Source organism: Sphingobium sp. WTD-1 (assembly GCF_030128825.1).
Classification (GTDB): Bacteria; Pseudomonadota; Alphaproteobacteria; order Sphingomonadales; family Sphingomonadaceae; genus Sphingobium.
Window position 1 is genome coordinate 2,477,741 of record NZ_CP119127.1, and the last position, 25,457, is coordinate 2,503,197.

At 63.4% G+C, this 25,457-nt stretch carries 24 protein-coding genes and 2 tRNA genes; 9 read left to right on the plus strand and 17 right to left on the minus strand.

All coding sequences use genetic code 11. From position 1 onward, the window contains the following. Positions 1–4: 4 nt before the first annotated feature. The 5 genes from rplK to N6H05_RS12380 form a co-directional block, all read right to left on the minus strand. A complete protein-coding gene (rplK, locus tag N6H05_RS12360) occupies positions 5–436 on the minus strand; it encodes a 50S ribosomal protein L11 (protein WP_004207895.1) in 432 nt (143 codons plus the stop codon). Between the two features lie 270 nt (positions 437–706). Further along, positions 707–1,243 carry a transcription termination/antitermination protein NusG gene (gene nusG, locus N6H05_RS12365; protein ID WP_188081642.1) on the minus strand — a complete coding sequence of 179 codons (537 nt, stop codon included), beginning with the start codon at positions 1,241–1,243 and terminating at the stop codon, positions 707–709. Between the two features lie 36 nt (positions 1,244–1,279). Next, the gene (gene secE, locus N6H05_RS12370; RefSeq protein ID WP_169860219.1) at positions 1,280–1,483 is read right to left on the minus strand and encodes a preprotein translocase subunit SecE; all 204 of its coding nucleotides are present in this window, start codon (positions 1,481–1,483) and stop codon (positions 1,280–1,282) included. Between the two features lie 171 nt (positions 1,484–1,654). Next, positions 1,655–1,730: transfer RNA gene (locus N6H05_RS12375), tRNA-Trp, on the minus strand. Positions 1,731–1,793: 63 nt separating this feature from the next. After that, on the minus strand, positions 1,794–2,699 hold the full coding sequence (locus N6H05_RS12380; protein WP_099231805.1) for a YihY/virulence factor BrkB family protein: 906 nt from the start codon (positions 2,697–2,699) through the stop codon (positions 1,794–1,796). Between the two features lie 159 nt (positions 2,700–2,858). Between N6H05_RS12380 and N6H05_RS12385 the strand changes: the two genes are divergently transcribed. Then, the gene (locus N6H05_RS12385) at positions 2,859–4,007 is read left to right on the plus strand and encodes a GGDEF domain-containing protein (RefSeq protein ID WP_284114091.1); all 1,149 of its coding nucleotides are present in this window, start codon (positions 2,859–2,861) and stop codon (positions 4,005–4,007) included. A 46-nt stretch (positions 4,008–4,053) separates the two neighbouring features. Here N6H05_RS12385 and N6H05_RS12390 read toward each other — a convergent pair whose 3' ends face one another. The 6 genes from N6H05_RS12390 to N6H05_RS12415 all read right to left on the minus strand — a co-directional run bounded on the left by N6H05_RS12390 (position 4,054) and on the right by N6H05_RS12415 (position 10,715). Then, positions 4,054–5,277 (minus strand): dihydroorotase, encoded by a 1,224-nt coding sequence (locus tag N6H05_RS12390; RefSeq protein WP_284114220.1) that lies wholly within the window; start codon positions 5,275–5,277, stop codon positions 4,054–4,056. 32 nt (positions 5,278–5,309) lie between these two features. Further along, on the minus strand, positions 5,310–6,305 hold the full coding sequence (locus N6H05_RS12395; RefSeq protein WP_284114093.1) for an aspartate carbamoyltransferase catalytic subunit: 996 nt from the start codon (positions 6,303–6,305) through the stop codon (positions 5,310–5,312). Positions 6,306–6,359: 54 nt separating this feature from the next. Then, positions 6,360–7,970, minus strand: a complete 1,611-nt coding sequence (locus N6H05_RS12400; RefSeq protein ID WP_284114094.1) for a phytoene desaturase family protein — start codon at positions 7,968–7,970, stop codon at positions 6,360–6,362. Then, positions 7,967–9,127 (minus strand): aromatic ring-hydroxylating oxygenase subunit alpha, encoded by a 1,161-nt coding sequence (locus N6H05_RS12405; RefSeq protein WP_284114095.1) that lies wholly within the window; start codon positions 9,125–9,127, stop codon positions 7,967–7,969. Before N6H05_RS12405 ends, N6H05_RS12400 begins: the two co-directional genes overlap by 4 nt. An 83-nt stretch (positions 9,128–9,210) precedes the next feature. Beyond that, a complete protein-coding gene (locus tag N6H05_RS12410) occupies positions 9,211–9,726 on the minus strand; it encodes a phosphoribosyltransferase (RefSeq protein ID WP_125987611.1) in 516 nt (171 codons plus the stop codon). Next, the gene (locus tag N6H05_RS12415; protein WP_284114221.1) at positions 9,723–10,715 is read right to left on the minus strand and encodes a bile acid:sodium symporter family protein; all 993 of its coding nucleotides are present in this window, start codon (positions 10,713–10,715) and stop codon (positions 9,723–9,725) included. Before N6H05_RS12415 ends, N6H05_RS12410 begins: the two co-directional genes overlap by 4 nt. A 98-nt stretch (positions 10,716–10,813) precedes the next feature. Here N6H05_RS12415 and N6H05_RS12420 point away from each other — a divergent pair, with 98 nt between their 5' ends. After that, on the plus strand, positions 10,814–11,572 hold the full coding sequence (locus N6H05_RS12420) for an enoyl-CoA hydratase (RefSeq protein WP_284114096.1): 759 nt from the start codon (positions 10,814–10,816) through the stop codon (positions 11,570–11,572). 24 nt (positions 11,573–11,596) lie between these two features. Here the strand turns inward: N6H05_RS12420 and N6H05_RS12425 are convergent, their stop codons facing one another. Beyond that, positions 11,597–12,499: a DMT family transporter gene (locus tag N6H05_RS12425; protein WP_010336335.1), complete on the minus strand. Its 903-nt coding sequence runs from the start codon at positions 12,497–12,499 to the stop codon at positions 11,597–11,599. A 27-nt stretch (positions 12,500–12,526) separates the two neighbouring features. Between N6H05_RS12425 and N6H05_RS12430 the strand changes: the two genes are divergently transcribed. After that, positions 12,527–13,093: a helix-turn-helix domain-containing protein gene (locus N6H05_RS12430; protein ID WP_284114098.1), complete on the plus strand. Its 567-nt coding sequence runs from the start codon at positions 12,527–12,529 to the stop codon at positions 13,091–13,093. Between the two features lie 13 nt (positions 13,094–13,106). Beyond that, positions 13,107–13,619, plus strand: a complete 513-nt coding sequence (locus tag N6H05_RS12435) for a hypothetical protein (RefSeq protein ID WP_284114099.1) — start codon at positions 13,107–13,109, stop codon at positions 13,617–13,619. A 232-nt stretch (positions 13,620–13,851) separates the two neighbouring features. Here the strand turns inward: N6H05_RS12435 and N6H05_RS12440 are convergent, their stop codons facing one another. Further along, positions 13,852–14,172, minus strand: coding sequence for a hypothetical protein (locus N6H05_RS12440; protein WP_284114100.1), 321 nt, complete (start codon positions 14,170–14,172; stop codon positions 13,852–13,854). Positions 14,173–14,341: 169 nt separating this feature from the next. Further along, positions 14,342–14,851 carry a MarR family winged helix-turn-helix transcriptional regulator gene (locus tag N6H05_RS12445; protein ID WP_284114101.1) on the minus strand — a complete coding sequence of 170 codons (510 nt, stop codon included), beginning with the start codon at positions 14,849–14,851 and terminating at the stop codon, positions 14,342–14,344. Positions 14,852–15,014: 163 nt separating this feature from the next. Here N6H05_RS12445 and N6H05_RS12450 point away from each other — a divergent pair. Further along, positions 15,015–15,089, plus strand: a tRNA-Gln gene (locus N6H05_RS12450). A gap of 377 nt (positions 15,090–15,466) precedes the next feature. Here the strand turns inward: N6H05_RS12450 and N6H05_RS12455 are convergent. Continuing rightward, the gene (locus N6H05_RS12455) at positions 15,467–16,498 is read right to left on the minus strand and encodes a LacI family DNA-binding transcriptional regulator (RefSeq protein WP_284114102.1); all 1,032 of its coding nucleotides are present in this window, start codon (positions 16,496–16,498) and stop codon (positions 15,467–15,469) included. A gap of 193 nt (positions 16,499–16,691) precedes the next feature. Between N6H05_RS12455 and N6H05_RS12460 the strand changes: the two genes are divergently transcribed. Both N6H05_RS12460 and N6H05_RS12465 read left to right on the plus strand, forming a co-directional pair. Next, a complete protein-coding gene (locus tag N6H05_RS12460) occupies positions 16,692–19,790 on the plus strand; it encodes a TonB-dependent receptor domain-containing protein (protein ID WP_284114103.1) in 3,099 nt (1,032 codons plus the stop codon). A gap of 65 nt (positions 19,791–19,855) precedes the next feature. Then, positions 19,856–21,445, plus strand: coding sequence for a rhamnogalacturonidase (locus N6H05_RS12465; protein WP_284114222.1), 1,590 nt, complete (start codon positions 19,856–19,858; stop codon positions 21,443–21,445). Here N6H05_RS12465 and N6H05_RS12470 read toward each other — a convergent pair. Continuing rightward, positions 21,442–22,491: an endo-1,4-beta-xylanase gene (locus tag N6H05_RS12470; RefSeq protein ID WP_349666226.1), complete on the minus strand. Its 1,050-nt coding sequence runs from the start codon at positions 22,489–22,491 to the stop codon at positions 21,442–21,444. The genes N6H05_RS12465 and N6H05_RS12470 overlap by 4 nt on opposite strands. After that, the gene (locus tag N6H05_RS12475; RefSeq protein WP_284114105.1) at positions 22,461–23,138 is read right to left on the minus strand and encodes an IS5 family transposase; all 678 of its coding nucleotides are present in this window, start codon (positions 23,136–23,138) and stop codon (positions 22,461–22,463) included. The genes N6H05_RS12470 and N6H05_RS12475 overlap by 31 nt, the downstream gene beginning before the upstream one ends. Between N6H05_RS12475 and istA the strand changes: the two genes are divergently transcribed. Next, entirely contained in the window at positions 23,137–24,660 is a 1,524-nt protein-coding gene (gene istA / locus N6H05_RS12480) for an IS21 family transposase (RefSeq protein WP_284112658.1), read from the plus strand. The genes N6H05_RS12475 and istA overlap by 2 nt on opposite strands. Next, positions 24,650–25,456: an IS21-like element helper ATPase IstB gene (gene istB / locus N6H05_RS12485; RefSeq protein ID WP_284114155.1), complete on the plus strand. Its 807-nt coding sequence runs from the start codon at positions 24,650–24,652 to the stop codon at positions 25,454–25,456. Before istA ends, istB begins: the two co-directional genes overlap by 11 nt. Position 25,457 lies beyond the last annotated feature (1 nt).

The following is a 25,457-nucleotide window of genomic DNA, read 5'->3' on the forward strand; positions in this document are numbered from 1 at the left end:
GGTCTTAGCCCTCCACCACTTCGAGGCCCATCGCGCGAGCGGAACCTTCGATGATCTTCGTTGCAGCGTCGATGTCGTTCGCGTTCAGGTCAGCCATCTTCGCCTGGGCGATTTCGGCGAGCTGGGCGCGGGTGATCTTGCCAGCGACGACCTTGCCCGGCTCCTTCGAGCCCGACTTCAGGTTGACGGCCTTCTTGATCAGGTAGGTGGCCGGCGGCTGCTTCGTCACGAAGGTGAACGAACGGTCCGCATAGACGGTGATGATGGTCGGCAGCGGGGTGCCCTTGTCCATCTTTTCCGTCGAAGCGTTGAACGCCTTGCAGAATTCCATGATGTTCACGCCGCGCTGACCTAGGGCAGGGCCGATCGGCGGCGAGGGGTTGGCGGCTCCGGCGGGCACCTGGAGCTTGATATAGCCCGTAATCTTCTTGGCCATTTTCACTCACTCTATAGCTGGCGAATCTGCGGACAGATTCACCGGTTCAAGTTTAGCGGTCTAGCGGCACCCCGAAGGGAACCTCCCGCACATATCCAGCCATCCCGAGGGATGGGCATGGAAGCGCGGCCCTATAGCGACCTTCTCGTCCAAAGGGAAGGGGGAGTCTGTCTTTCGGCGAATTGGGCCGAAAAGCTATGCGTCCCCAACAAAAAGGGCCGCCGGCTGGAAAGCGGGCGACCCTTTTTTGAACAGCCTTGCGGCGGCTGGTTACTTCGACAGTTCGACCTGTTCGAAGTCCAGTTCCACCGGGGTGGCGCGACCGAAGATCGACACCGACACCTTGACCCGGTTCTTTTCGAAATCCAGTTCCTCGACCACGCCGTTGAAGCTGGCGAAGGGGCCGTCCAACACCTTGACGCTGTCGCCGATTTCGTAATCGACATTGACCTTGTGCTTGGGGGCGGCGGCGGCTTCCTTCTGGGCGCCGAAATAGCGGGCGGCTTCGCTCTCGCTGATCGCCTGTGGCTTGCCGCTCGAACCCAGGAAGCCGGTGACCTTGGGTGTGTTCTTGACGAGGTGATAGACGTCGTCGTTCATCGCCAGCTTGGCGAGGACGTAGCCGGGCATGAACTTGCGTTCGACCAGCACCTTCTTCCCGCGCTTCACCTCGGTGACGGTCTCGGTCGGCACTTCGACCTGCTCGACCAGTTGCGACAGGCCCATGCGCTCGGCCTCGGTCAGGATCGATTCCTTGACCTTGTTCTCGAAGCCCGAATAGGCGTGGATGATGTACCAGCGCGCCATGTTACCGTCTTAAACTCCTTTTTGAACGCCGTGCGTTCAACGACCCGATGCGAGGCTCAGCAGCCACTGGACAATCGCACCGAAGAAGGTGTCGATACCGAAGAAGAAGATGCCAAGCAATGAGGTCATGATGACGACCAGGACGGCGGTCATCAATGTTTCGCGACGGGTCGGCCACGCAATTTTCGACCATTCGGTCTTGACCTGATTGACGAACTCACTCGGAGAAGTCTTCGCCATCGCGCTGTCTGCTCACCTTCAAAATCAACACCAAAGCGCGAAGCAACAGTCCGCCCTCCCGATCCCGCCATCTTCAGCGTTTGGGGGTGCGGTCGCGCTTCGCGACCCGTACTTCGCTAAGCGCACTTAGCCGCGAACCCATGGATTTACAAGGTTCGCGGCCAGTTCGCTTGGCAGGAGTGGAGGGACTCGAACCCACGGCATTCGGTTTTGGAGACCGACGCTCTACCAACTGAGCTACACTCCTGCACTGGCCCGAGCCAGCGAAGGAGGGCGCTTTAGCGTGGCCTATCGGAGAGGGCAAGCGACTTTATGCAACTTCTTCAACAAGAATATGCGCGCTGGTCTGGCGCTCGGCTTCCGCGTTGATCTGCGCGCCCAGCAGGACGATATAGGCTGACACGAACAGCCAGAGCTGCAGGATCACCACGGCGGCCAGCGAGCCATAGGTCTTGTTGTAATCGCCGAAGGTCGAGACGTAGAAGGAGACGGCCAGCGTCGCCACCAGCCAGAACAGCGTCGCGGCGATCGATCCCACGGTCAGCCATTGCCATTGCACCCGGCGGCGATGCGGGCCGAAGCGGTAGATCAGGCCGAAGATGCTGCTGGCGAGCAGGCCGGCGCAGATCCAGGTCGTTGCCTTGATCGCGAACAGCACGCCCGGTCCCCAGTTGGTCAGCAATTTCTGGAGCAGGCCGATGATCGTCGCGGTCACGACGCCGGCGACCACCACCAGGACGGCGGAAAAGGTGATTCCCATCGACACGCGATAGAAGGCGAAGATATTGCGGCCCTCCTTCTGCGCATAGACGATGTTGAGTGCCTCCATGATCGCGGAGGCGGCGCGGGTGGCGCCATAGACCGCCAGGCCCAGCGCCAGGAACAGGCCGAAGCCGATCGCCGGCTTGCGCGCGCTGACCATGCCCAGCAACTGGTCGTTAATCAGCTGGGCGGCATCGGCGGGCACGACGGTGATGATCGCCTGCATGTGACGGGCCACGATCTGCGGGTCACCGACCAGGCCATAGGTCAGGACGACGGCCGCCAGCAGCGGGGCGATCGACAGGAAGGCATAATAAGCGACGCCGGCGGACAGCAGGCCCAGATGATTGGCCGACATGGCAGCATAGACGCGCTTCAATATCTCCCACCAGGCACGGGGCGGGATTTTCCATGGCGCATCGACATGCACCTGTTGGGCGATCGTTTCGGTCATGCATATCCCCTGCTGAATAAGGACAGCGCCTGAACGCCGATAGGGTTCCCTGATTCGCGTTCCTCATGGTTTTCCCCGGTTAGGGATTCCCGTTGTTGGAGGATTAACCTCATTTCGCTACCAATGGCCGGTCGCAGCGAGGCGGCAGGGAGCGGACAAGTGACGGAAACCGGCTGGCAACAGCGGCTGAAGGGCTGGGGCAGCCGGTTCACCGCACCGGTGCCGGACAGCGCGCGCGATGCGGTGCTGGATACCCAATATCGCCGTTTCCATCAGGCGCTGCCGCTTTTGTGTCTGCTGATCATGGCCAATGCCGTCGCGATGGGGCTCGCGGTGATGGGCGATCTGCCCCTGTGGCAACAGGTGACGCCGCCTGCGCTGATCTTCCTGGCCTGTGCGATATCCCTGCTGCGCTGGCGCGGCGTGCCGATCGCGACCGACGCCAGGGTGCAGGCGCGCAGCCTGAAGCGGGTCACGCATGTTGCGACCGGGGCCGGGCTGGTGGCGGGGCTGTGGGCGGTCAACGCCTTCACCGAAACCGAAATCTATTATTGCATGGTGGCGCCGGTGTTCATCGGCATCGGCGCGCTCGTTGCGGCGACGACCCTGCTCAGCGTGCCGCGCGCCGCGATCGGGGCGATGGGGGCGGCGGTGTTGCCGATCCTGGTGAAGATGGCGCTCTATGACAATCTGGGCGTGCGGGCGATGGCGGTGATGATGGGGATCGTCACGGTGATGCAGGCCAATCTGGTGCTGGGCAAGTTTCGCGAGACGGTGGCGATGCTGGTGTCGCAGCGAGACCTGGCGCGGCTGGCCGGCACCGATGCGCTGACCGGGCTCGACAACCGGCTGAGCTTCATGCGCGCGATCGAAGAGCGGGTGGAGCGGGGCGCGGCCTTCAGCGTGCTGCTCGCCGATCTCGACGGCTTTAAACAGTGCAATGACCTGCATGGCCATCAGGCGGGCGATGCTTTGCTGACATCATTGGGTGGCCGGCTGCGCGCCCTGATGCCCGACGCGGTGAGCATCGCGCGACTGGGCGGCGACGAATTTGCGCTGCTCCATGACGCGGAAACCGATGTCGACGCCCTGCATCGGCGCATGCCCGGCATCCGGCAGGCGATCGCCGCGCCGGTAGGCTGGCAGGGGCGCAGCCTGTCGGTCGGCAGCAGTTTCGGCATCGCGACCTTCCCGCAGGACGGGGCGGAGGCCGCCGCCGTCCTGCATGTCGCCGACACGCGGCTCTATGCGGACAAGCGGCAGCGCAAAGGGCGACGATTTGTGGGGCCGCAACGCCAGATTGCTTAGGCCTTGATCGCTTCAGGCTGAGTCGGCTTGAAGCGTGAATCAGGCTCTAGAAGAACTGTCCGCCCTTCATGATGCGGCGAGCGCGGCCCTGCACCGGCACCTTGTCGAACGGCGTGTTGCCGGCCGAGGCCGCCATCTTCGCCGAATCGACGATCCAGGGCGCGTCGGGATCGACCAGGATCAGGTCGGCGGCGCTGCCGGGCGCGAAGCTGCCGGCATTTACGCCAAGGATCTTCGCCGGATTGGCGCTGAGCAGGGTCATCAGCCGGTTGAGGCCGACATGGCCTTCGCGCACCAGGTTGAGCGACAAGGCGAGCAGCGTTTCTGCGCCGGCCATGCCTGGTGACGCGTCGGCGAAGGGCAGGCGCTTGTCCTCGGGGCCGCGCGGGTCATGGCCCGATGTGATGACATCGACCGTGCCGTCGGCGACGGCGGCGATGCTGGCATGGCGATCGGCATCGGATCGCAGCGGCGGCGACAGGCGGGCGAAGGTGCGGAAGTCGGTCATCGCCTGATCGTTCAGGAACAGATAGGCCGGGCTGATGCCGCAGCTGACCTTCAGCCCCTCCGCCTTGGCGGCGCGGATCAGGTCGAAGCCGGCCTTGGTCGTGACCAGACGGAAATGGATGGCGGCGCCGGTCTCCCGCGCCAGCATGATGTCGCGCGCGATCGCCATCGCCTCGGCGCAGGCCGGGGCGTGGGCAAGGCCCAGACGCGTCGCGGTCTCGCCGCTGGTCGCCACTGCCTTGGCGGACAGGCCGCCATCCTCGGCATGGGCGATGACGGTGAGGCCCAGGCCCGAGGCATAGGAGAGGATGCGCAGCATCACGCCCGAATCGGCGATCCACTGGCGACCGGTGCCCACCGCCTTGGCGCCGGCGATCTGCATCAGGCCCATTTCGGCCATTTCCGTGCCCTTGAGGCCGCGGGTCGCGGCGGCGATCGGGTGGACCCAGAAGTCGGGCTTGCCCGCGCGGGTCGCTTCCCGGATCAGGCCGACCTCGTCCAGCGGCGCGCGCTGGTCGGGCATCAGCGCGGCGCGAGTGATGCCGCCGAAGTGGAAGGCCGGCTTGTCGGTGGCGAAGACGCCCAGGTCAATGAGGCCCGGCGCGACCACCAGCCCGCCGGCATCGACCTGCTGCGCGTCGGCGGGAATGTCGACCGCGCCGGTGGCCAGGATGCGGTCATCCTCGATCAGGACGGTGCCGGGGACAAGGGCGTCGCCCGCCGGATCGGCCAGCTTGCCGTTGACGATTGCGATCCGGCTCACGCCCATCTCTTTTTCCTTGTTGGTCGGGATGCTCACGCCCATCCCTCCACACCGCGCGCCGTGCGCGTCAAAACATCCAGGCACGCCATGCGCACCGCCACGCCCATCGCCACCTGTTCGGTGATCGCCGACCGATCGGGATCGTCCGCCACCGTGCTGGTGATCTCGACGCCCCGGTTCATCGGGCCGGGGTGCATGACAAGGGCATCGGGCTTGGCGATCGCCAGCCGTTCGGGCGTCAGGCCATAGAGCGCATGATATTCGCGCGCCGACGGGATGAAGGCGCCGTCCATCCGCTCATTCTGCAGGCGCAGCATCATGACGACATCGGCGCCATCCAGCCCGTCTTCCATCCGGCTATAGGGGGTGGCACCCAGCATCTCGACCTCGGGCGGCAGCAGGGTGGGCGGGGCGACCGCACGCACCTGCGCGCCCAGTGCGGCGAGGCAGAGTATGTTGGATCGCGCGACGCGGCTGTGCAGCACATCGCCGCAGATGGCGACCACCAGGCCTTCGAACCCGCCCTTGCGGCGGCGGATGGTGAGCGCGTCGAGCAGCGCCTGCGTCGGATGCTGGTGCCAGCCATCGCCTGCGTTCAGCACCGGGCAGTCGACCTTGTCCGCGATCAGCGCGACCGCGCCGGAACTCGCATGGCGGATGACGATCACGTCGGCGGCCATGGCGTTGAGCGTCATGGCCGTGTCGATCAGGGTCTCGCCCTTCTTCACGCTGGACTGGCCGGCGTGCATGTTGACGACGTCGGCGCCCAGCCGCTTGCCGGCAATCTCGAACGACAGCAGGGTGCGTGTACTGTTCTCGAAAAAGGCGTTGATCTGGGTCATGCCCGCCAGCCGGTCGTCATGCTTGCGCGCCTGGCCCTTGTTGGTGCGGGCCCAATGTTCGGCCTCGTCCAGCAGGAAACGGATTTCCCAGGGCTTGAGGTCGGCGATCGACAGCAGGTGCCGGTGCGGGAACAGCGCCCGGCCGGTCAGCTCGGGCGTTGCATCAGGAATGAAGATGTCGGGCATGAGCCGGGTCTTTAGGCCAGGCTTTCGGTTGGGGCAAGGCGGGGAAAGACCCGATCAGGCCCGGCCGCGCCATTTCCCCCACAGGGCGCGATCCTTCAGCACCTCGCGCGCGGCATTATGGCCCGGCGCGCCGGTGACGCCGCCGCCCGGATGGGTGCCAGCGCCGCACATGTAGAGGCCCTTCACCGGCCCGCGATACGCGCCATGCCCCAACACAGGCCGCGCCGCCCACATCTGGTCCAGCGTCAGATTGCCATGCATGATGTCGCCGCCGACCAAACCGAATTTGCGTTCCAGGTCGAGCGGCGAATGGATCTGGCGGGCGATCACGCTCTTTGCGAAGCCCGGCGCCTGCGCCTCGACCGTGGCGATGATATGGTCGGCCGCCGCCTCGCGCTCATCGTCCCAGCTTCGCCCATCAGGCAGTTCGGGCGCGAATTGCTGGCAGAAGAGGCTGGCGACATGGCATCCCTCAGGCGCCAGACTGTCGTCGATGGTCGACGGGATCAGCATCTCGACGATCGGCTGCTTCGACCAGCCGTCGCGCTTCGCATCCAAATAGGCGCGGTCCATATAGTCGAGCGTCGGCGCGATGATGATGCCCGACTGGTGATGCTCGCCAATGCCGGGCAGGCAGGTGAAGTCGGGCAGGGCGGAAAGCGCGACATTCATGCGGAAGGTGCCCGACCCCGCCTTGAACGCCCTGATCCGTTTCAGGAAATCGGCGGGCAGGTCGGCCGGCTGCATCATCCGCTCATAGAGCAGCTTGGGACCGACATTGGCGATGATGCTGGCACCCATCACTTCCTCGCCGCTGGCCAGCTTCACGCCGACGGCGCGGTCGCCATCCACCAATATATGGTCGACCGGCGCCTCCAGGCTGATCTCGACGCCCATCGCCTGCACGACCTTCGCCATGGCCTGGGTGATCGTGCCCATGCCGCCGACGCTGTGACCCCAGGCGCCCTTCTTGCCGTTCACTTCGCCGAACACATGGTGCAGCAGCACATAGGCGCTGCCCGGCGTGTCGGGGGAGGCGAAATTGCCGACCACCGCATCGAAGCCGAAGGCGGCCTTGACCGCCTCGCTCTCGAACCAGCTGTCGAGGAAGGTTCGGGCCGATTTGGTGAACAGGTCCAGCGCGTCGCGCTGTTGCTCGATATCGAGCCCGGCGACGCGGCGGCCCTGTTTCAGCGCCTCGACCACCATGGTCAGGCCGTCGCCGACATTGGGCGGGCTTTTCAGCACCAGGTCGCGCAACACATCGGCGACCACTTCCAGCGCGTCATAATAGGCCGGTAGGGTCGCGGCATCGCGCGCGCTGAAACGGGCAAACTCGGCCTGGGTCCGCTCCAGCCCGCCGCCCAGCTTCAGATAGCCGCCATCGGGCTGGGGCAGGAAATTGCTGATCGGCCGCTCGATCACGCGATAGCCATGATCGGCCAGCTTCATGTCGCGGATGACCTTGGGATTGAGCAGGCTGACCGTGTAGCTTGCGGTCGAGTTGCGGAAGCCGGGGTGAAATTCCTCGGTCACCGCCGCGCCGCCGACGACATCGCGGCGCTCCACCATGCGCACCTTGTAGCCGGCACGGGCCAGGTAGAAGGCGCAGACGAGGCCATTATGGCCCGCGCCGATGATGACGGCGTCATAGGCTTTGGTCATGCGATGTGGCTCCAGCCGGGCGCAGGGGCGCGATGCTGGCGCGCCTGCGGAATGATGGTGCGCATCCGTGCGCAGAATTGGCGCAGCGCGACTTCCTGGTCGCTCAGCGGGCCGACGGTGAAACTGTCCGACGCCATGCCCGCCTGTACGCGGGCGACAAGATCCGTGTCCTCGGCATTGACCTGGCGGTTGACGCGCCAGTTGAGATAGCGGGCCGCCTTCATCTCCCTACGGTCGTCGGGCAGCGCATAGCTGATCTCGCGGATCAGCGTCTGGGTCGGCGACACCGGCAGCCACTGCATGAAATCCACCTGGTCGGGATAAATGTCGAAGGCGAAATTGGGCCAGAGCTTGAAATAGGTCCAAAGCCTTTGCCGATCGGGCGGCAGATGCGGGACGGTTGGCAGGAAATTCTGATAGGCGCGCTCGGACAGGTTGGCTGACGGGCGATCGAGGATCGGCCCCCACATCTTGTCGGCATAGGGGCTGGCTTCGACGCCATAGCCATCGCCCATCAGCCGCTTGAGGCCGGGATGGGCGACCGCGATATGCAGGCCATCGGAATAATTGTCGCCGATATTCTTCCAGTTCACCGCGCGCGGGCGCAGCGTGACGCGGCCAAGCGAGCGCAGTTCGGCAAAGCGATAGGGCGCGATCTCGTCGACATAGGGCGCCATCATCTGCGCCACCGATGGACCGCCGTCATCCTGAAGCCGGACGAACAGGAAGCCGTGGAAATTCTCGATCTCGACAGGGGAAAGTCCATGCCTGGACCGGTCGAGGCTGCCATAGCTGCCCGCCATTGGCAGGCCCGTCAGGCAACCGTCCAGACCATAGGTCCAGGCATGGTAGGGACAGACCAGCTTTCTGGTGCGACCCGAGGGCCCGTCCACTAGGCGCGCGCCGCGGTGGCGGCACACGTTGGTAAAGGCGCGGGCCTCGCCGTCATCTCCGCGGATGACGATGATGCTCTCGCCAAGATAGTCCAGCACATGGAAATCGCCCGGTGCCGGCAGGTCGCTGTCATGGGCGACGATCTGCCAGCTCGGGCGGAAGATGCGACGGGTTTCGACGGCAAAGAATTCGGGATCGCTATAGGTCCATGCCGGCAGGCTATAGCCCGCGTCCGGATCCGGTTCGCATCCCGTCTCGCCCATCTACCCCGCATGCCCCATTGCAGTTGTACGCTCGTATAACGAGCGGGCGGGGAATTTCCATTATATTTTTGTGACAGCTATTCTCAGCTGGTCCGTTCGGGCACTTCGCCCCAGTCGGACAGGATCGACGCGCGGCTGGCGACCGCTTCCCAGGGGAAGACGAACCAGTCCTTGGTGACGACACGGTCGATTGTGGTCGCGCGATATTCGACCTTCGCGGCCGAGCTGACATTGTCGATCAGCACGGCAAAGCGCAGATGATCGGCCGGCGCGCCGGCCAGCGCCGCGCGCAACTGGTTGATCGTGCGGCCGCTGTCATTGATGTCGTCGACGAACAGCAGGCGCGATCCTTCGAGCGCCATCGCCACCAGCTTGTCGAGCAATTCGTCGCAAAAGCCCACGACCTGGGCCGACAGGTCGACCGACAGCATCGGCTGGCTGATGGCGTGCGACAGATAGGTCGCGGGCACCAGGCCGCCGCGCCCGACACCGACAATATAGTCGGGCCGCCAGTCCGATTTGGCGATCGCGCCGGCCACGGCGTCGATGTGGGAGAGGAAGCTCTCCATCGGAATGTCGGTCAGGATCGGTTGGGTCATGATATGGTTGCCATCTGCGAATCGGCCCTATCGGCCGCCTGCGCCCCATAGCGCCGTGCCAGCAGGGCACAAGCCATCAGCTGAATCTGGTGGAACAGCATGACCGGCAGGATGATCGGCCCGACGGCCGCTGCGGGAAAGAGAACACCGGCGATCGGCACGCCCGAGGCAAGGCTCTTCTTCGAGCCACAGAATTGCAGCACGATCGCATCCTCGCGGGAAAAGCCGAGCAGCCGGCCAAGCCCCCAGGTGAAGAGTAGCACGATCACCAGCATGGCGATACAGAGCAGCGCGAGCAGCGCCAGTTCCGCGCGCGATACCCGGTGCCACAGCCCTTCGACCACCGCCGCGCTGAAGGCGGAATAGACCACCAGCAGGATCGATGTGCGATCGACCCGGCCGACCAGCGTCTTGCGCCGCGACACGAAGCCGCCGATCCAGGGGCGGGCCAGATGGCCGAGCACGAAGGGCAGCAGCAATTGCAGCATGATCCCCTCGACCGAGGAAAGGGAGATGAGGTTGCTGCCGCCCCGCTGCATCAGCAATGCTACCAGCAGCGGCGTCAGCACGATGCCGAGCAGGTTGGAGAAGGAGGCGCTGACGACAGCAGCGGCGACATTGCCGCGCGCGATCGCGGTGAAGGCGATCGAGCTTTGCACCGTCGATGGCAGCAGCGCCAGGAACAGCAGGCCCGCGCGCATATTCTCCGGGATCGCGCCGATCTGTTGCAGCAGGATGCCGACCAGCGGGAAGAAGAGGAAGGTCGTGCCCAGAGTCGCGAGATGGAGTTGCCACGCCTTGGCGCCGCCCCAGATCGCCTCGCGCGACAATTTTGCCCCATGCAGGAAAAAAAGCAGCACGATGCCGGCGTCCGCAACGATCGATGCGACATGGGCGCCCTGGCCGCGCGCGGGCAGGACCGACGCTAGGGCAACGGTGCAGAGCAGCAGAATGAGGAAGGGGTCGAGGATCAGGCGCAGGCGAGTCATCATGATTCCGGGCATAGGGAAGGGGCTTGGAAAAGGATAGACGCCGCCCCATCCTCTGGGCCAACAGCCTTGGCACAGAGTATCGGGAGAGAATTTGCGTGAGCGACCATATCGCCATCATCGAGACGAACGGCGTGCTCGAAATCCATATCGACCGGCCCGACAAGAAGAATGCGCTGACCGGGCCGATGTACCGCGCGATGATTGCAGCGCTGGCCGATGCGTCGGCGCGGCCGGAGATTGGCGTGGTGCTGTTCGCGGGCCGGGGCGACGCCTTTTGCGCTGGCAATGACCTCAAGGATTTCATGGCCGGGCCGGAGGGTGGCGCTGCCGCCTTCGACTTCATCAGTGCGATTGCCGCTTTCGACAAGCCGATCGTCGCGGCGGTGCAGGGGCTTGCCGTGGGCGTCGGCACGACGATGCTGTTCCATTGCGACCTGGTCTATGCTGCGCCTGACGCGCGCTTCGTCATGCCCTTCGTCAATCTGGGCATCGTGCCGGAGGCCGGCTCCAGCCTGCTCGCGCCCGCGATCATGGGCCATGCCAGGGCGGCGGCGATGCTGATGCTGGGCGAACCGATGGATGCGGAAGGGGCCGATCGCGCCGGTTTCGTGACGGCGATCGTGCCAGGGGAGGCGCTGCTTGACCATGCCCGCGCCAAGGCGGCGGCGCTGATGGCCAAGCCGCCCCAGGCGCTGATGGCGACGCGCCGGCTGATGAAGGGCGATCCCGCCGCCTTGCAGGCGCGCATCGCCGAAGAAGCCCGGCTGTTCCGCGAAGCGCTGGCCTCGCCCGAGGCGCAGGAGGCGTTCATGGCCTTTTTCGAAAAGCGCGCGCCGGTCTTCAAGCGGGCCTGATCGAAGCGCGACCGGGGGAAGGGATCAGTCCTTGCCCCGCCGCTCGAACTTCAGTTCGCTCACGATCACGGCGGCGATGATCAGCAGCGCGCCGGCCAGCGCCGTGGCCGGCTGGCGGTCGCCCGCGATCCGGCCCAATATCCCGGCCCAGACCGGCTCGCCGGCATAGATCAGGGTCGCGCGGGTCGGCGATACGGTGCGCTGCGCCCAGTTCATCACGAACTGGATCAGCGCCGTCATCGCGCCCAGGCCACAGGCCGACAGGATCACCGTCCAGGAAAAGGGCGGGATCGCCTCGCCCATTGGTGCCATCAGGCCGAAGGCGAGCAGCGATGTGACCGCCAGTTGCACCAGCGTGACGCGGGCAATGTCGACCTTGCCGGCCCACAGGCTGATGAAGATGATTTCCAGCGCGATCGCCAGGGTGCTGATGAGCGTGAGCGCCTCGCCCTTGCCCAGCGACAGCCCTTCGCGCGGGGCCGCGATCAGGATCAGGCCGGCAAAGGCCAGCGCGACGCCGACCCAACTGGTCCAGCGCGGCCGCCGCCGCAATATCGCCCATTGGAGGATCGGCACCAGCGGCACATAGGCGGCGGTGATGAAGGCGGATGTGCTGCTGGATATGGTCTGCAGCGCCCAGGTCTGGAGCGTGTAGCCGCAGAAGATGCCAAGGCCGATCATCGACCCGGCCAGCAGTTCGCGCGCCGTCAGGCCGCGCAACACCGGCCAGGCGAGCGGCAGCGCCAGCAGCGCCGCCGTGCCGAAGCGCATCCCCACGAAGAAGAGCGGCCCGCTCTGCTGCATGGCATGATGCACGATCAGGAAGGTCGCGCCCCACAGCACGGTGATCCCGATCAGCGCGAGTTCGGGACGGCCGATCATCAGCCGGGGCGCAGGGCTCTTGTCGAGGGCGGCATTGTGCAACATAATGCACATCGCGTTATGAGCAATATATTGCACAGTCAAGTCGAAGTCCCGCGCCCGGACGTTCTTTCCCATGTCGCGGGCAATATCCGCCGCCTGCGCACCGCCAAGGGGCTGAGCCAGGATGCGCTGGCCAGCGCGGCCGGGGTCAGCCGGCGCATGCTGGTGGGAATCGAGAGTGGCGAGGCCAATGTCAGCCTGTCGACGCTCGACCGGCTGGCGCAGGCGCTGGACGTCAGCTTCTCGCACGTCGTGCGCGCGCCCGACATGCCCGACAACAGTCGGATCGATACCCTCGCCTGGCAGGGCGAGGATGCGCATAGCCGCGCGACCCTGCTCGGTACCGTGCCGGCCGCGCGCGAGGCGGAGCTATGGACCTGGTCGCTGGCGCCGGGCGACCGCTACCCGGCCGAGGCGGACGCCGCCAACTGGCACGAGATGCTCTATGTGGTGGAAGGCGTGCTGACGGTCGAGATGGATGCCGGCACGCGCATGATCGCGGCGGGCGACTTCCTCATCTTCAGCAGCGACCGCCCCTATGTCTTCGTCAATCGCGGAACCGACCTGCTGCGCTTCGTGCGCAACGTGGTGTTCTAGGCAGCGCGGACGAATGGCCGGGATGGGTGGATTTACGACGGTCGGCCTTGAACCATTTGATAGGGAAAAGCTGTCATCTGTTACTCTAAGAAATGGGGGATGGAACATGAAGCCCCACGGCCTTGAGAAATTTGGTATCCGGTCTGCGGATGGCATCGCTTTGTGCGAGTCTTCTGCCGCACTAGAAACCGATATCCGTGCAGCTCCCGGCCTATCCGAATTGCTGCAAGACGATTCACTAGCTTTTCATGCCGGCTATCACATCTGGAGTGGCGTGATACGCAAGCTGGACACGCCCCTTTTTCTTGACCTTTTGGAAAGCGAGATTGGCCAGATGCTTTCCAATCTGAGAGGTAAAGGCGAATCCTACATGTGCCTTCCGCGCTTTCGAGCGCGTGAGATCGGCCCCGACGACATAACACCCGAAGAGTTTCTCAAAGCCGCTGGTTGGGAAGTTCTGAACAACGAAGACCAACTTATCTTCGATGGCGCGTGGAAAGAAGCTGGTGGTCGCTGGATTGACTAAGTGGCCACGGTCGTCGGTAGCAATAGCAAGAATTGATCGAAATCTGACAATCATTACAGCCGTCATCCTGACGAATGTCAGGATCTATTCTGCACTACGCCAGATAGGGGGCGCTGAATAGATCCCGGATCAAGTCCGGGATGACGAAGATGGAAATGGCAGCATCCAGGCCGCCCATATTTCTCCTCGCAGCTTGGGGCGGGTCTTCCCATCGCAAGGCCCGCCCATAGGGTCAGTTGTCGTTGCGCAGGTCCTTGCCGGCCTGCTCCAGCGAGGCGCCGACATCCTGCTTGGCTTCCTTGCCCTCGCGCTTGGCGTCGTCGGCCGCCCGGTCGGTCGCGGCGCCGATCCGGTCCGCGCCATTGTCGATCGCGGCGCCGGCGCGGTCGAGGCCGTTGTCAATCTTCGCGCCGGCATCGTCGACGGCGTTGCTGACGTCATTGCCGATCGCGGAGCCGGCATTTTCCAGATTGTCCGACGCCTTTTCCGAACAGGCGGACAGGCCGAGGCCCAGGGCGGACAGGGCCGTGATGGCCAGAAGGGGTGCGCGCATGATGTCTCCTCATTGCGTTGACCAGGCTTGGGCAGCGCCGCATCATATCTGACGCGGCGCTGCCCAATCTCTTGTTGTCGCATCGTTTTAAGCGGAAAACCGGTTCCCACTTTTCCGCACGACGCTCGTAAAAGCGCGGCAGCGGCCATAAGGTTGCGTGCTTTCGCGATCAGCCGCCGCTGAGGCCGAACACCATCGACCGGTCGGCATCGGGGATCAGACCCTCCATCACCCGCCAGAAACCGGTGACGGACCCCTGTCCGGCCTGGGCATAGGCGGCCGCCATCTTCTCGCGCAGGGCGCGGAAAAGCTCGGCCTCCAGCGCGCGGCCGGCGGGGCTGAGGCGCAGCAGTTTCTGCCGCCGGTCGCTGCTGCCGGGCCGGGTCTCGATATAGCCACGATCGATCAGGTCATTGAGCACCCGGCCGAGCGATTGCTTGGTGATTGCCAGCAGGCGCAGCAGATCCTTCACGGTCAGGTCGGGCTGGCGCGAGATGAAATAAAGGGCGCGGTGATGGGCGCGGCCCAGGCCCTGCGCCGCCAGCCCCTCGTCGATCGAGCGGGTGAGCGCGGAATAGCCGAAATAGAGCATCTCGATGCCGCGCCGTATCTCGTCCTCGCGCAGGAACAGCGGCGAAGCCGGCGCGATCTGGCTGGGCGAGGGGGCTTGGACGGACATCGGCGCAGTTTTCCGGTTGCAGGGGAGGGGGGCGTGGCGTTGATCCCTAAGATGGGTTGGGCGGGAAGGAAAGGGAAAGGCGAAGTCCATCGTCAGGAGGGCTTTTCTTTCGTGCATCAGCCGCTATATGGCGGTCCCGCGCTGACTTGGGTCGGCGCATTGCTGGGGCGTCGCCAAGCGGTAAGGCAGCGGCTTTTGATGCCGCCATGCGCAGGTTCGAATCCTGCCGCCCCAGCCATTAAATTGCTTAAATCATTGATTTATCTTCCATTATTTTTGGTGCGTTGCTAATTGGCCGGCCGAAACGGCGAAACCTCGCCATTGCGACTAGTCAGTGTTTGAGAGCTGACTTGGCAAATTGGGTATGCGCTCAGAGCAGCGAACTGCGTTGATCGAGGCGTTATAGAAGGCAACTGAGCAGGCGCGTTGTTGCGGGAACATGTTCTCGATATCGATGGAAAAATCGAAGGTTCGCGCGCGATAACGGAAGGCAAGGTGTCTATCATTCATTCGGCGCGATAGCCGTGTGATCAGCGCCAGATGGTGGCTGCGCAAATGGCGACATTTTGTGGATGCTCTGCTCCTAATTTGTCATTCCGAACTCCGGACGGCCTCCTATTGAGCGGCGGTAGTTGACTGAGCGATCACCAACCGGAGCGGGGGCGGTGTTGCCTGCGGCAGTGGCTGGCCCTCGACAAGATCGATCAGTTGATGGGTCGCTATCTCGGCCATCTCGCCAAATGGTCTTGCCACGGTGGTCAGCGCCGGCGTCAACAATTCGGCGACGAGGCTGCCGTCAAATCCGACGACGGAAAGCGGGCAGGGCACTGAAATGCGGCGTTCCGACGCCACCTTCAAAATGCCCGCGGCCATGATGTCATTGGCAGCAAAAATGGCGGTGGGCAGCGGCGAAAGGGACAGAAGCTGCTCGGCGGCGGCCACGCCGGAGGCCAGGCTGTAATCCCCCTCGATTTCATGAAGCAAGGCAACTCTGTTCCGGGCGAGCGCTTCGATAAAGCCACGTCGTCTTTCGATGGCGGATATCATGGACTGGGGGCCGGTGACCATCGCGATCCGCTGGTGGCCGAGCGCAACCAGATAATCCGCGACCGCACCGGCGGCATCGGCTTCGCGGGACAATATGACGCTGCCATAGCCATCGATCGGCACGGCCGAGAGCGCCACGGCGGCAACCTGTTCGGCTTGCAGGGCCTGGGGCAAGCCGATGATGCCGGACACGGGGGGCAGCACGATCAGGCCATCGATGCGAGACCTGCGGGCAAAGGCAAGCACATCCTCGATCGCGCCTTCTTCTTCCAGTGGCGTCGAATGGCAGATGACCTCATAGCCGCGCCGTGTCGCTTCTCGTCCAACGCCCCGTTGCACGGTGTCCAGGACCAGAGCGTTGCGATCATTATGGACGATGCCGATCAGGAAGGATCGACCCTTGGCCAACGCTCGTGCGCGCAGGCTTGGCCTGAAATTCAAGGCGGAAATAGCCTGCTCGATGCGTTCGCGGGTTTCGTCGCTGACGCGGGGCGAATTGTTGAGGACGCGCGAAACCGTGCGGATCGAAACGCCGGCGCGATCCGCCACGTCAGAAATGGTCGGCTCATGGCCATTGTTGAACGAAGCATTGCTATTCATGGTCGGACGCTATGCTGCCAGATCGCTTCTGTCACGCGCTACCATCATGCCTATCTATTTGACTTGACGCGCGGGTTGGAGAGGCATAATTCACGGCCATCAATGATAGCGCTAACTAAGGCGTGTCGAGCAATTTACGGCGGAGCAGGTCAAGGCTCCAACTGGTCATTGCAAGAAAGAAGGGGAGGATCGAATGAAGCAGATGCAATCGTTGCGCGTGCATTTCCTGACGGGAGTCGCGCTTATTTTTTGTCCGGCCGTGCCAGCGCTGGCACAGGCCCAAACTTCCACCGAAACGCCAGCTGTCACTGCTGCCGAGCAGGCGCAGGGCGGCTCGGATGCCGCGACTGCAGACATCGTCGTCACCGGATCGCGCATCGCGCGCAATGGCTTCGATGCTTCGACCCCGGTCAGCGTGGTCGGCTCCGAGGACATAAAGCTCTCGGGCAATGTGAACGTCGAAAAGACGCTGGCGCAATTGCCGCAGGTGGTCGGTTCGCAATTGGGTAGCGCGACCTCGAATACCGTTCCCGGCGGCTTTGCCGACGTCAATCTGCGCGGCTTTGGTTCGACCCGCAATCTGGTGCTGGTCAATGGGCGGCGCTATGCCATTTACGGCCCCGAGCAGGTTACCGATCTCAACACGATCCCGTCGAGCCTGATTGCGCGCACAGAAATCGTGACGGGTGGTTCGTCGGCCGTCTACGGCTCCGATGCCATCACTGGCGTCGTCAACTTCATCATGCGCGACGATTTCGAAGGCGTGGAAGCGCGCGCCCAGCTCAACATGGATCGCCCCACCGGGACGCCCGTCTATACCGTCGACCTGACGATGGGCGGCAATTTTGCCGACGGGCGTGGCAATCTGGTCGTGTCGGGCAATTATCTCAAGCGCAACTCGATCACGCGCGGGCAGCGCGGCAGCTTTGCCTATGACTCGCTCAACGACGGATGCATCGTGCCGGGCAGTGGCGGCCATGACCGGGCCGGCACGCCCTTCACGCCGGCCTCTGGCCTGGGCTGCGTCGCGGGTGGCGGTGAGCTTGGCTTCGTTGCCGGCGGCAGCGGCGATATCCCCAATGGACGCTTTTCCGGTATTCCGGCGGCGGGCGGTTCCAATGCGGCGCTGAATGCCGCCTATGCCAATGCCGGCCTTTCGGCGATGACGTCGCGCGGCTTCACCTTCAACGATGAAGGCACGGTCGCCCGACCACAGATCACGCCGCAGGATGATTTCAATCTGGGGCCGGACAATTATCTGATCCAGCCGCAGAAGCGCTGGATGATCAACAGTTTTGGCCATTATGATTTCACCGATGACATCACCGGCTATATGGAGCTTCACTATAGCAGCAATGTGGTGAATGCCCGGCTGGCGCCGACCAATGTCGGGTCGCCCACCTTGTTCAACGTCAATAATCCCTATCTGACGCCGCAGTTGCAGGAAGTGCTCCGTCAGCTCGACCTGGCCGAAACCGGGACGACCACCGTCACCAGCGGTACCGCGACGCGGACGACGACCGCAGGGGACGGCCTGGCGGTTCTGACCGCCGGTCGCCGGTATCGGGAAGTGGGGCCACGACTGGCCAGCGAACGGCGCAATGTCTTCCGCGGGGCCTGGGGCTTCAAGGGCAATCTGGGAAGCGTGTCGGACAATGTCCTGACCGATCTCAAGTTCGACGCCTATTACACCTATGCGCGCAGTGAAGACACGCTGCTGCTGCAGAATGCGATTTCGCGCAGTCGGTTGCAGGCGGCCCTGTTGTCGGTCAATGGCGCTGCTCCGGTCTGCAACATCTTTGGCCAGAATATTTCCGAAGCCTGCGCGAGTGCGATCCGCATCAACGCCACCAACTCGACCATCGCCACCCAGCAGGTCGCACAGGCGAGCGTCACCGGCACCCTGTTCCAGCTTCCCGCCGGGCCGGTCGGTTTCTCCAGCGGTTATGAATGGCGCAAGACCAGCGCAACCTTCACGCCGGACTCCTTCCTGGCCTCGGGCGACGTCGCCGGTTTCAATCCCGGCCTGCCGACCAAGGGCGACGTTTCGGTCAACGAGATTTTCGGCGAATTGCGCGTGCCGTTGATCCACGACACGCCGTTCATGGAGAGCCTGGTTGCCAATGGTGGCTTCCGCTATTCTGACTATAGCCTGTCCGGCATTGGCGGCCAGTGGACCTATCTGGGCGGGCTCGACTGGCGGGTGAACCGCGATCTCGCCTTCCGCGGTCAGTATCAGCGGGCGATCCGCGCACCCAATGTGAACGAACTTTATGGTGGCGTGACCCGTGTCGTTGGTGTCGCGACCGATCCTTGCTCCTCGCGCGCATCGGCGGCGCAGCGGACCGATGCCGTCCGCGCGGTCTGCATCGCGACCGGCGTTCCGGCCGGCGCGGTCTTCACCGATGCGGTCCAGCCCAACAACATCATGCCGGCAGACTTTGGCGGCAACGTCAATCTGGGCGCGGAAAAGTCCGACACGTTCACTGTCGGTGCCGTGTTCACGCCCAGCTTCGCACCCAAACTCTATTTCAGCGTTGATTATTTCAACATCTCGCTGGACGGCGCGATCTCGTCGCTGGGCGGTGGCCTGCAGAATACGCTCAACCTCTGCTATACCGTCATTCAGGATGCCAATAGCGAGTTCTGCCGGGCGATCGTGCGCAATCCCAATACGGGTGAGATAAACGATCCCTATGTGGCGCAGATCCGCAACGCCAATACCGGCAAGCTCAAGACGTCGGGCATCGACTTTGCGATGCGCTATTCCTTCGACGTCGGTTTCGGCTTCCCGGGTCTGGGCAGTAGCAGTTCGTTCGATATCAGCAGCAACCTGACCTATCTGGACGAATTCACGTCCACGCCGGTCGCGGCGTTGCCTAACATCAAGAATGAATGTGCCGGTGCCTATGGCCCGACCTGCGGGCAGCCGTTGCCGCGCTGGCGGGCGACGTCGCGCATCACCTGGAACATCGAGGATCTGAGCCTCAGCCTGCGGCATCGCTATATCGGCAAGGTCACGACCGACCGCTATGTCGTGCCGCATCGTCAGGGGGCGGCGAACGCACCCAGCCTCGACAGCTTTGCCTATCCGGTGCTGAACGATCAGAATTATTTCGACCTGTCGTTCAACTACAAGCTGCGCGAGGGGATGGAGATTTTCGGCGGCGCGAACAACATGTTCAACAACAAGCCGCCGGTCACCACCCAGGGGCCGAATGCCAACACCTTCTCGGCGACCTATGACGTGCTGGGGACCGAGTTCTTCATCGGCGCATCGCTGAAATTCTGAGGACGAGACAGGAGGGCGGGGGCAGCTAGGCTGTTCCCGCCTTCATCATGACAAGGGGATGGATGATGGGTTTTGACCGGCGAAGCTTCCTGCAGGGCGGCGCATTGGCAGGCATGGCCGGGATCGCGCAACCGGCTTTTGCGGCGTCCGGTGCGGGCCTGGGATCGGCTGCCGGGGCAGTTGGCGGGATTGTCGATGTCCGCCAGTTCGGCGCCAAGGGCAATGGTACGGCGATCGATAGCGGCGCGATCAACAAGGCGATCGATCATGTCGCCGGGCTGGGCGGCGGCACCGTCTATTTCCCGGCCGGCTCCTATGCCAGCTACACGATCCGGATGAAGAGTCGGGTCACGCTGTTCCTGGCGGATGGCGCTGTCCTGCTGGCCGCCGTGCCGACCGACGCGCAAGGCTATGACCATGCCGAACCGATCGGGGAGTGGGGTGCCTATCAGGATTTCGGGCATAGCCATTGGCGCAACAGCCTGATCTGGGGCGAGGGTCTGAACGACATCGCCATCCTTGGTCCGGGGCTGGTCTGGGGCAAGGGGCTGGGCCGCGGCGACGGCAAGGATAATTGGCTGAAGGATCCGACCGGTCCCGGCACCGGCAACAAGGCGATCGCGCTCAAAAATTGTCGCAACGTCCTGTTGCGCGACATCAGGATATTGGAAGGCGGCTGGTTCGCGTTGCTCGCCACCGGCGTCGATAATCTTACCATCGACAATGTGCTGGTGGACACCAACCGCGACGGCTTCGACATTGACTGCTGCCGCAATGTGCGGATCAGCAATTGCACCGTCAATTCGCCCTGGGACGATGGCATCTGCCCCAAGAGCAGCTATGCGCTGGGCCAGCCTCGCATCACCGAAAATCTCACCATTTCCGACTGTTTCGTCACCGGCAATTATGAAGTCGGGTCGGTGCTGGATGGTAGCTGGCGCAAGATGCCGCCATCCTTCGCGTCCAAGATTCACGGCCGGATCAAGTTCGGCACCGAATCCAATGGGGGCTTCCGCAACATCACGATCAGCAACTGCATCTTCGAGGACAGCCGGGGGCTGGCGTTCGAGACGGTCGATGGTGCAGTGGTCGAGGATGTGACGGTCAGCAATATCACCATGCGGGGCATTATCGACGCGCCGCTGTTCCTGCGGCTGGGCAAGCGGATGCGCGGGCCTGCTGGCGTGCCGATCGGCACGATGAAGCGCATCCTCATCCAGAATGTGGTGAGTTCGGGCGCCAATATGCTGCCGTCTGTGATTGCGGGGCTGGTCGATCACCCGATCGAGGATGTCTCCATTGCCGACTGTCATTTCCAGCATGTCGGTGGTGCGCCGGCGGCGATGGCCAAGGTGCGCCCGCCCGAGGCCGAACTGGCCTATCCCGAAGCGACGATGTTCGGCGATCTGCCCGCCACCGGCTTCTTCGTCCGCCATGCGCGCAATATCCGCTTCAGCAATGTCGAAGTGGCCGTGGCCGCGCCCGATCCGCGTGCAGCCTTCCGGCTGGAGGATGTGCAGGACGCTGACTTTGCCGGCCTGCGCGCGCCACGCGGCACGACCTGGTCGCTTGACCGGGTCACTGGCTTCCGCAGCAGTGGGGCGCGCTGGATCGCGGACCGCCGGAGCGACGGCCCGCTGTCCGGCGACTTTTAACTTCTGCGGTCCGGTGCGGCGGCGAAAGCCGCCGCGATCGCATCGCGGAAGGGCTTGGGGCGAAAATCGGCATCGAAGGGGCAGGGCCGCTTGGTCATGCCGTCGGGCCGCAGCCGCATGCCGCTGAGCCAGCTATAGCGGTCGGACAGGCCCCAGCACATTACCGTCTTCGTCTGGGGGTAGGATAGCATCAGGTCGAGATAGGCCTTGGCATGGGCGGCGACCTGCGCGTCGCGCGGACTGATGGCGCCGGGCAGCGGATTGTCATGCACGTCCATTTCCGTGACCAGCAGGTCAAGGCCCATGCCGGTGACCTGATCCAGGAAGCGGCGGAAGGCGGGCTCATCCAACGACCCCAGCCCCGTCGGCGTGTCGCTGAACTTGCTGCCGAGATGGCTCTGTATGCCGAGGGCATCGACGGGCGTGCCACGCTTGCGCATCTGTTCCAGCAGGCGCAGCACCGCATCCCGGTGCAGCCCCTCATCGGCGCGCCAGCCCATATAGTCATTATAGGCCAACTGAGCCTTGGGCGCTGCCGCGCGCGCGGTGCGAAAGGCGATATCGATGGTCTCGAACGCGCCGATATGACGGGACAGGGCGGTGTCGCGCAGCGCCCCGGTTTCGGAATCGATCGCTTCGTTGACCACATCGAAACTGTCGATCCGGTCGGCATAGCGGCCGGCGACCGTGGCGACATGATCGGTCAGCAGCCGTTCCGCCTCCGCCCTGGGATTGGCGCCATAATCATGCTCCGCCACCCATTGCGGCATCCATCGCTCGCTGTGCCACAACAAGGTGTGCCCGCGCACGCCAAGGCCATTGGCACCCGCCCAATCGACGATCCGGTCGGCCGCGCGAAAGTCGAAGTGCTGCGCATCGGGACGCGTGATCGACCATTTCATTTCATTTTCCGGCACGACCAACGCGCATTGCGCGGCATTGAGCGCGCGATAGCCGGGATCGCCGAAATTATCCTTGCCGACCGTGCTGCCGAAGCGGATGCCCTTGGCGGCGCCTAGGCGGCGTGGACAAATTTGAGCCAGTATCTGGCGGTTGCGATATGAACCATGCCGAGGAAGCTATTGGCCAGTTGGTCGTAGCGGGTGGCGATGGCCCGGTTGATCTTGAGGTGGCCGAACATGCGCTCGATGCGGTTTCGCTGCTTGTAGAGCGTGCGGTCATGCTCGATCTTCACGCGGCGGTTTGACCGGCCGGGAATGACAGCCTCGATTTTCCGTTCGGCAAGGTCGGCACGGATGGCGTCGGCGTCGTAGCCCTTGTCGGCAAGCAACGCGAGCGGTGCACGCTCGGGCAGGCCGATCAGTGCATCATAGGCTTTGCAGTCTGCCGCCTCGCCGACCGTTAGATGGAAGGCGAGCGGTCGTCCGAGGGCATCGGCCAGGCAGTGAAGCTTACTGGTGAACCCGCCCCGCGAGCGACCAAGAGCGCGTCGATGAGTCCCCCTTTTCCGCCCGCTGCCGAGACGTGCGCGCGAACTGTGGTGCTGTCGATACTGTAATGGCCGCTGTCCGCCATGATCTCGGCCAGCGTCACGGCAACGGTCTCCCAGACCCCGGCTTGTTGATTTCCACTGAGAAGTGACCCGGGTAGGGCATAAATTTCCACTGAGAATTGACCCATGTTGAACTCGTCCCTGGCTTTGGCAAGCGAGGGTATATGGAGTGTTGGACATGGCGTTATTGAGCGTTATCCGGCGCTGGCATTTTCGCGATCATCTGCCGATCCGGGAGATAGCACGGCGCACCGGACTATCACGCAACACGATCCGCAAATATTTGCGGTCCGAGACGATCTATCCGCTTTTCAAGGTGCCTGATCGACCAAGCAAACTGGACCCATTTGCTGAGCATCTGGCGGCCTGGCTACGGCGCGATATGGGCCGATCGCGCAAGCAGAAGCGCACGATCAAGCAGTTTCACGCCGATCTGGTGAGCCTGGGTTATGAAGGATCCTACAACCGGGTTGCCGCTTTTGCTCGGGACTGGCGCGAAGATTATCGGCGCCAGCAACAGATTGGCGGGCGTGGGACATTCGTGCCCCTGTCGTTTGCGCCGGGGGAAGCTTTCCAGTTTGATTGGAGTGAGGACTGGGCAATCATTGCCGGGGTTCGGACCAAGCTGCAGGTCGCGCATTTCAAGCTCAGTTACAGCCGGGCATTCATCGTGCGCGCCTACCTGCTGCAAACCCATGAGATGCTGTTCGACGCCCATAATCACGCCTTCCGCGTGCTGGGCGGCGTGCCGCGCCGGGGTATCTATGACAATATGCGCACGGCCGTCGACAAGGTCGGGCGTGGCAAGGAACGCACCGTCAACGCACGCTTCCTGACGATGGTCAGCCATTATCTGTTTGAAGCCGAGTTCTGTAACCCGGCTGCGGGATGGGAAAAGGGGCAGGTCGAGAAGAATGTCCAGGATGCGCGGCACCGTCTGTGGCAACCCACGCCGCAGGCCGAGAGCCTTGATGAGTTGAACCTGTGGCTGGAGGAGCGCTGCAAGGCGTTATGGGAGGACATCCCTCACGGGATCGAACCCGGGTCGGTTGCCAATGCCTGGGCCGATGAATCTGAGTGTCTGATGGTTGCGGGCAGGCCCTTCGATGGTTTTGTGGAATATCGCAAACGGGTATCGCCGACGTGCCTCATCCATTTTGAGCGCAATCGCTACAGCGTACCGGCCTCTTTCGCCAATCGCACTGTCAGCCTGCGCGTCTATCCTGATCGCTTCCAGGTCGTCGCCGAGGGGCAGCCAATCTGCGCACATCAGCGCATCATCAACCGCTCTCACGACGGTCCAGGTCATACGGTTTATGACTGGCGCCATTATCTGGCGGTCGTGCAGCGCAAGCCCGGCGCCCTGCGCAACGGTGCGCCCTTCCTTGAGCTACCCGATGCGTTCCAGCGTCTGCAGCGACATCTGTTGCGCAATCCCGGCGGCGACAGGGAAATGGTCGAAATACTGGCGCTGGTTCTTCATCATGATGAGCAACTGGTGCTGACGGCGGTCACCATGGCGCTGGAGGCTGGCGTTCCGACCAAGACCCATATCCTCAATCTGCTCTATAGGCTGGTCGACGGAAAACCGATCTCCACGCCACCGGTGACGGCGCCCCAGGCGCTCCAACTGGTCAGCGAGCCGGTGGCCAATGTCGAACGCTATGATGATCTGCGCAAGGAGAAGCGTCATGCGTCATGACCCTGCCAGCGGCGCCATCGTTGTCATGCTCCGCAGCCTCAAGATGCATGGCATGGCGCAGGCCGTCACCGATCTCATGGAACAGGGATCTCCAGCCTTCGAAGCCGCCATCCCGATCCTCTCCCAGTTGCTCAAAGCCGAGACAGCAGAACGGGAGGTTCGATCTGTGGCCTATCAGCTCAAGATCGCGCGCTTCCCTGTCTATCGCGATCTGGCCGGCTTCGACTTTACCAGTAGCGAGGTCAATGAAGCTCTGGTGCGTCAGTTGCATCGCTGCGACTTCATCGACATCGCCGACAATATCGTGCTGGTCGGCGGTCCTGGCACCGGCAAGAGCCATGTGGCAACGGCGCTGGGCATCCAGGCCATCGAACATCATCGAAAGCGCGTCCGCTTCTTCTCGACGGTCGAACTGGTCAATGCGCTCGAGCAGGAAAAAGCACAGGGCAAGGCCGGTCAGATCGCCAATCGCCTCCTGCACTCCGATCTCGTTATCCTGGATGAGCTTGGATATCTGCCGTTCAGTGCTTCAGGTGGCGCGCTGCTCTTCCACCTGCTGAGCAAACTCTACGAGCGCACCAGCGTCATCATCACCACAAACCTGAGCTTCAGCGAATGGGCCACCGTGTTCGGCGACGCCAAAATGACCACGGCGCTTCTCGATCGGCTTACCCATCACTGCCACATCCTGGAGACCGGCAACGATAGCTTCCGCTTCAAGAACAGCTCTGCCAAGCAGGCCAGAACCCAAAGGAGAAAACCACGGGTTGACCCAACCATGACACCCGAAACATAAT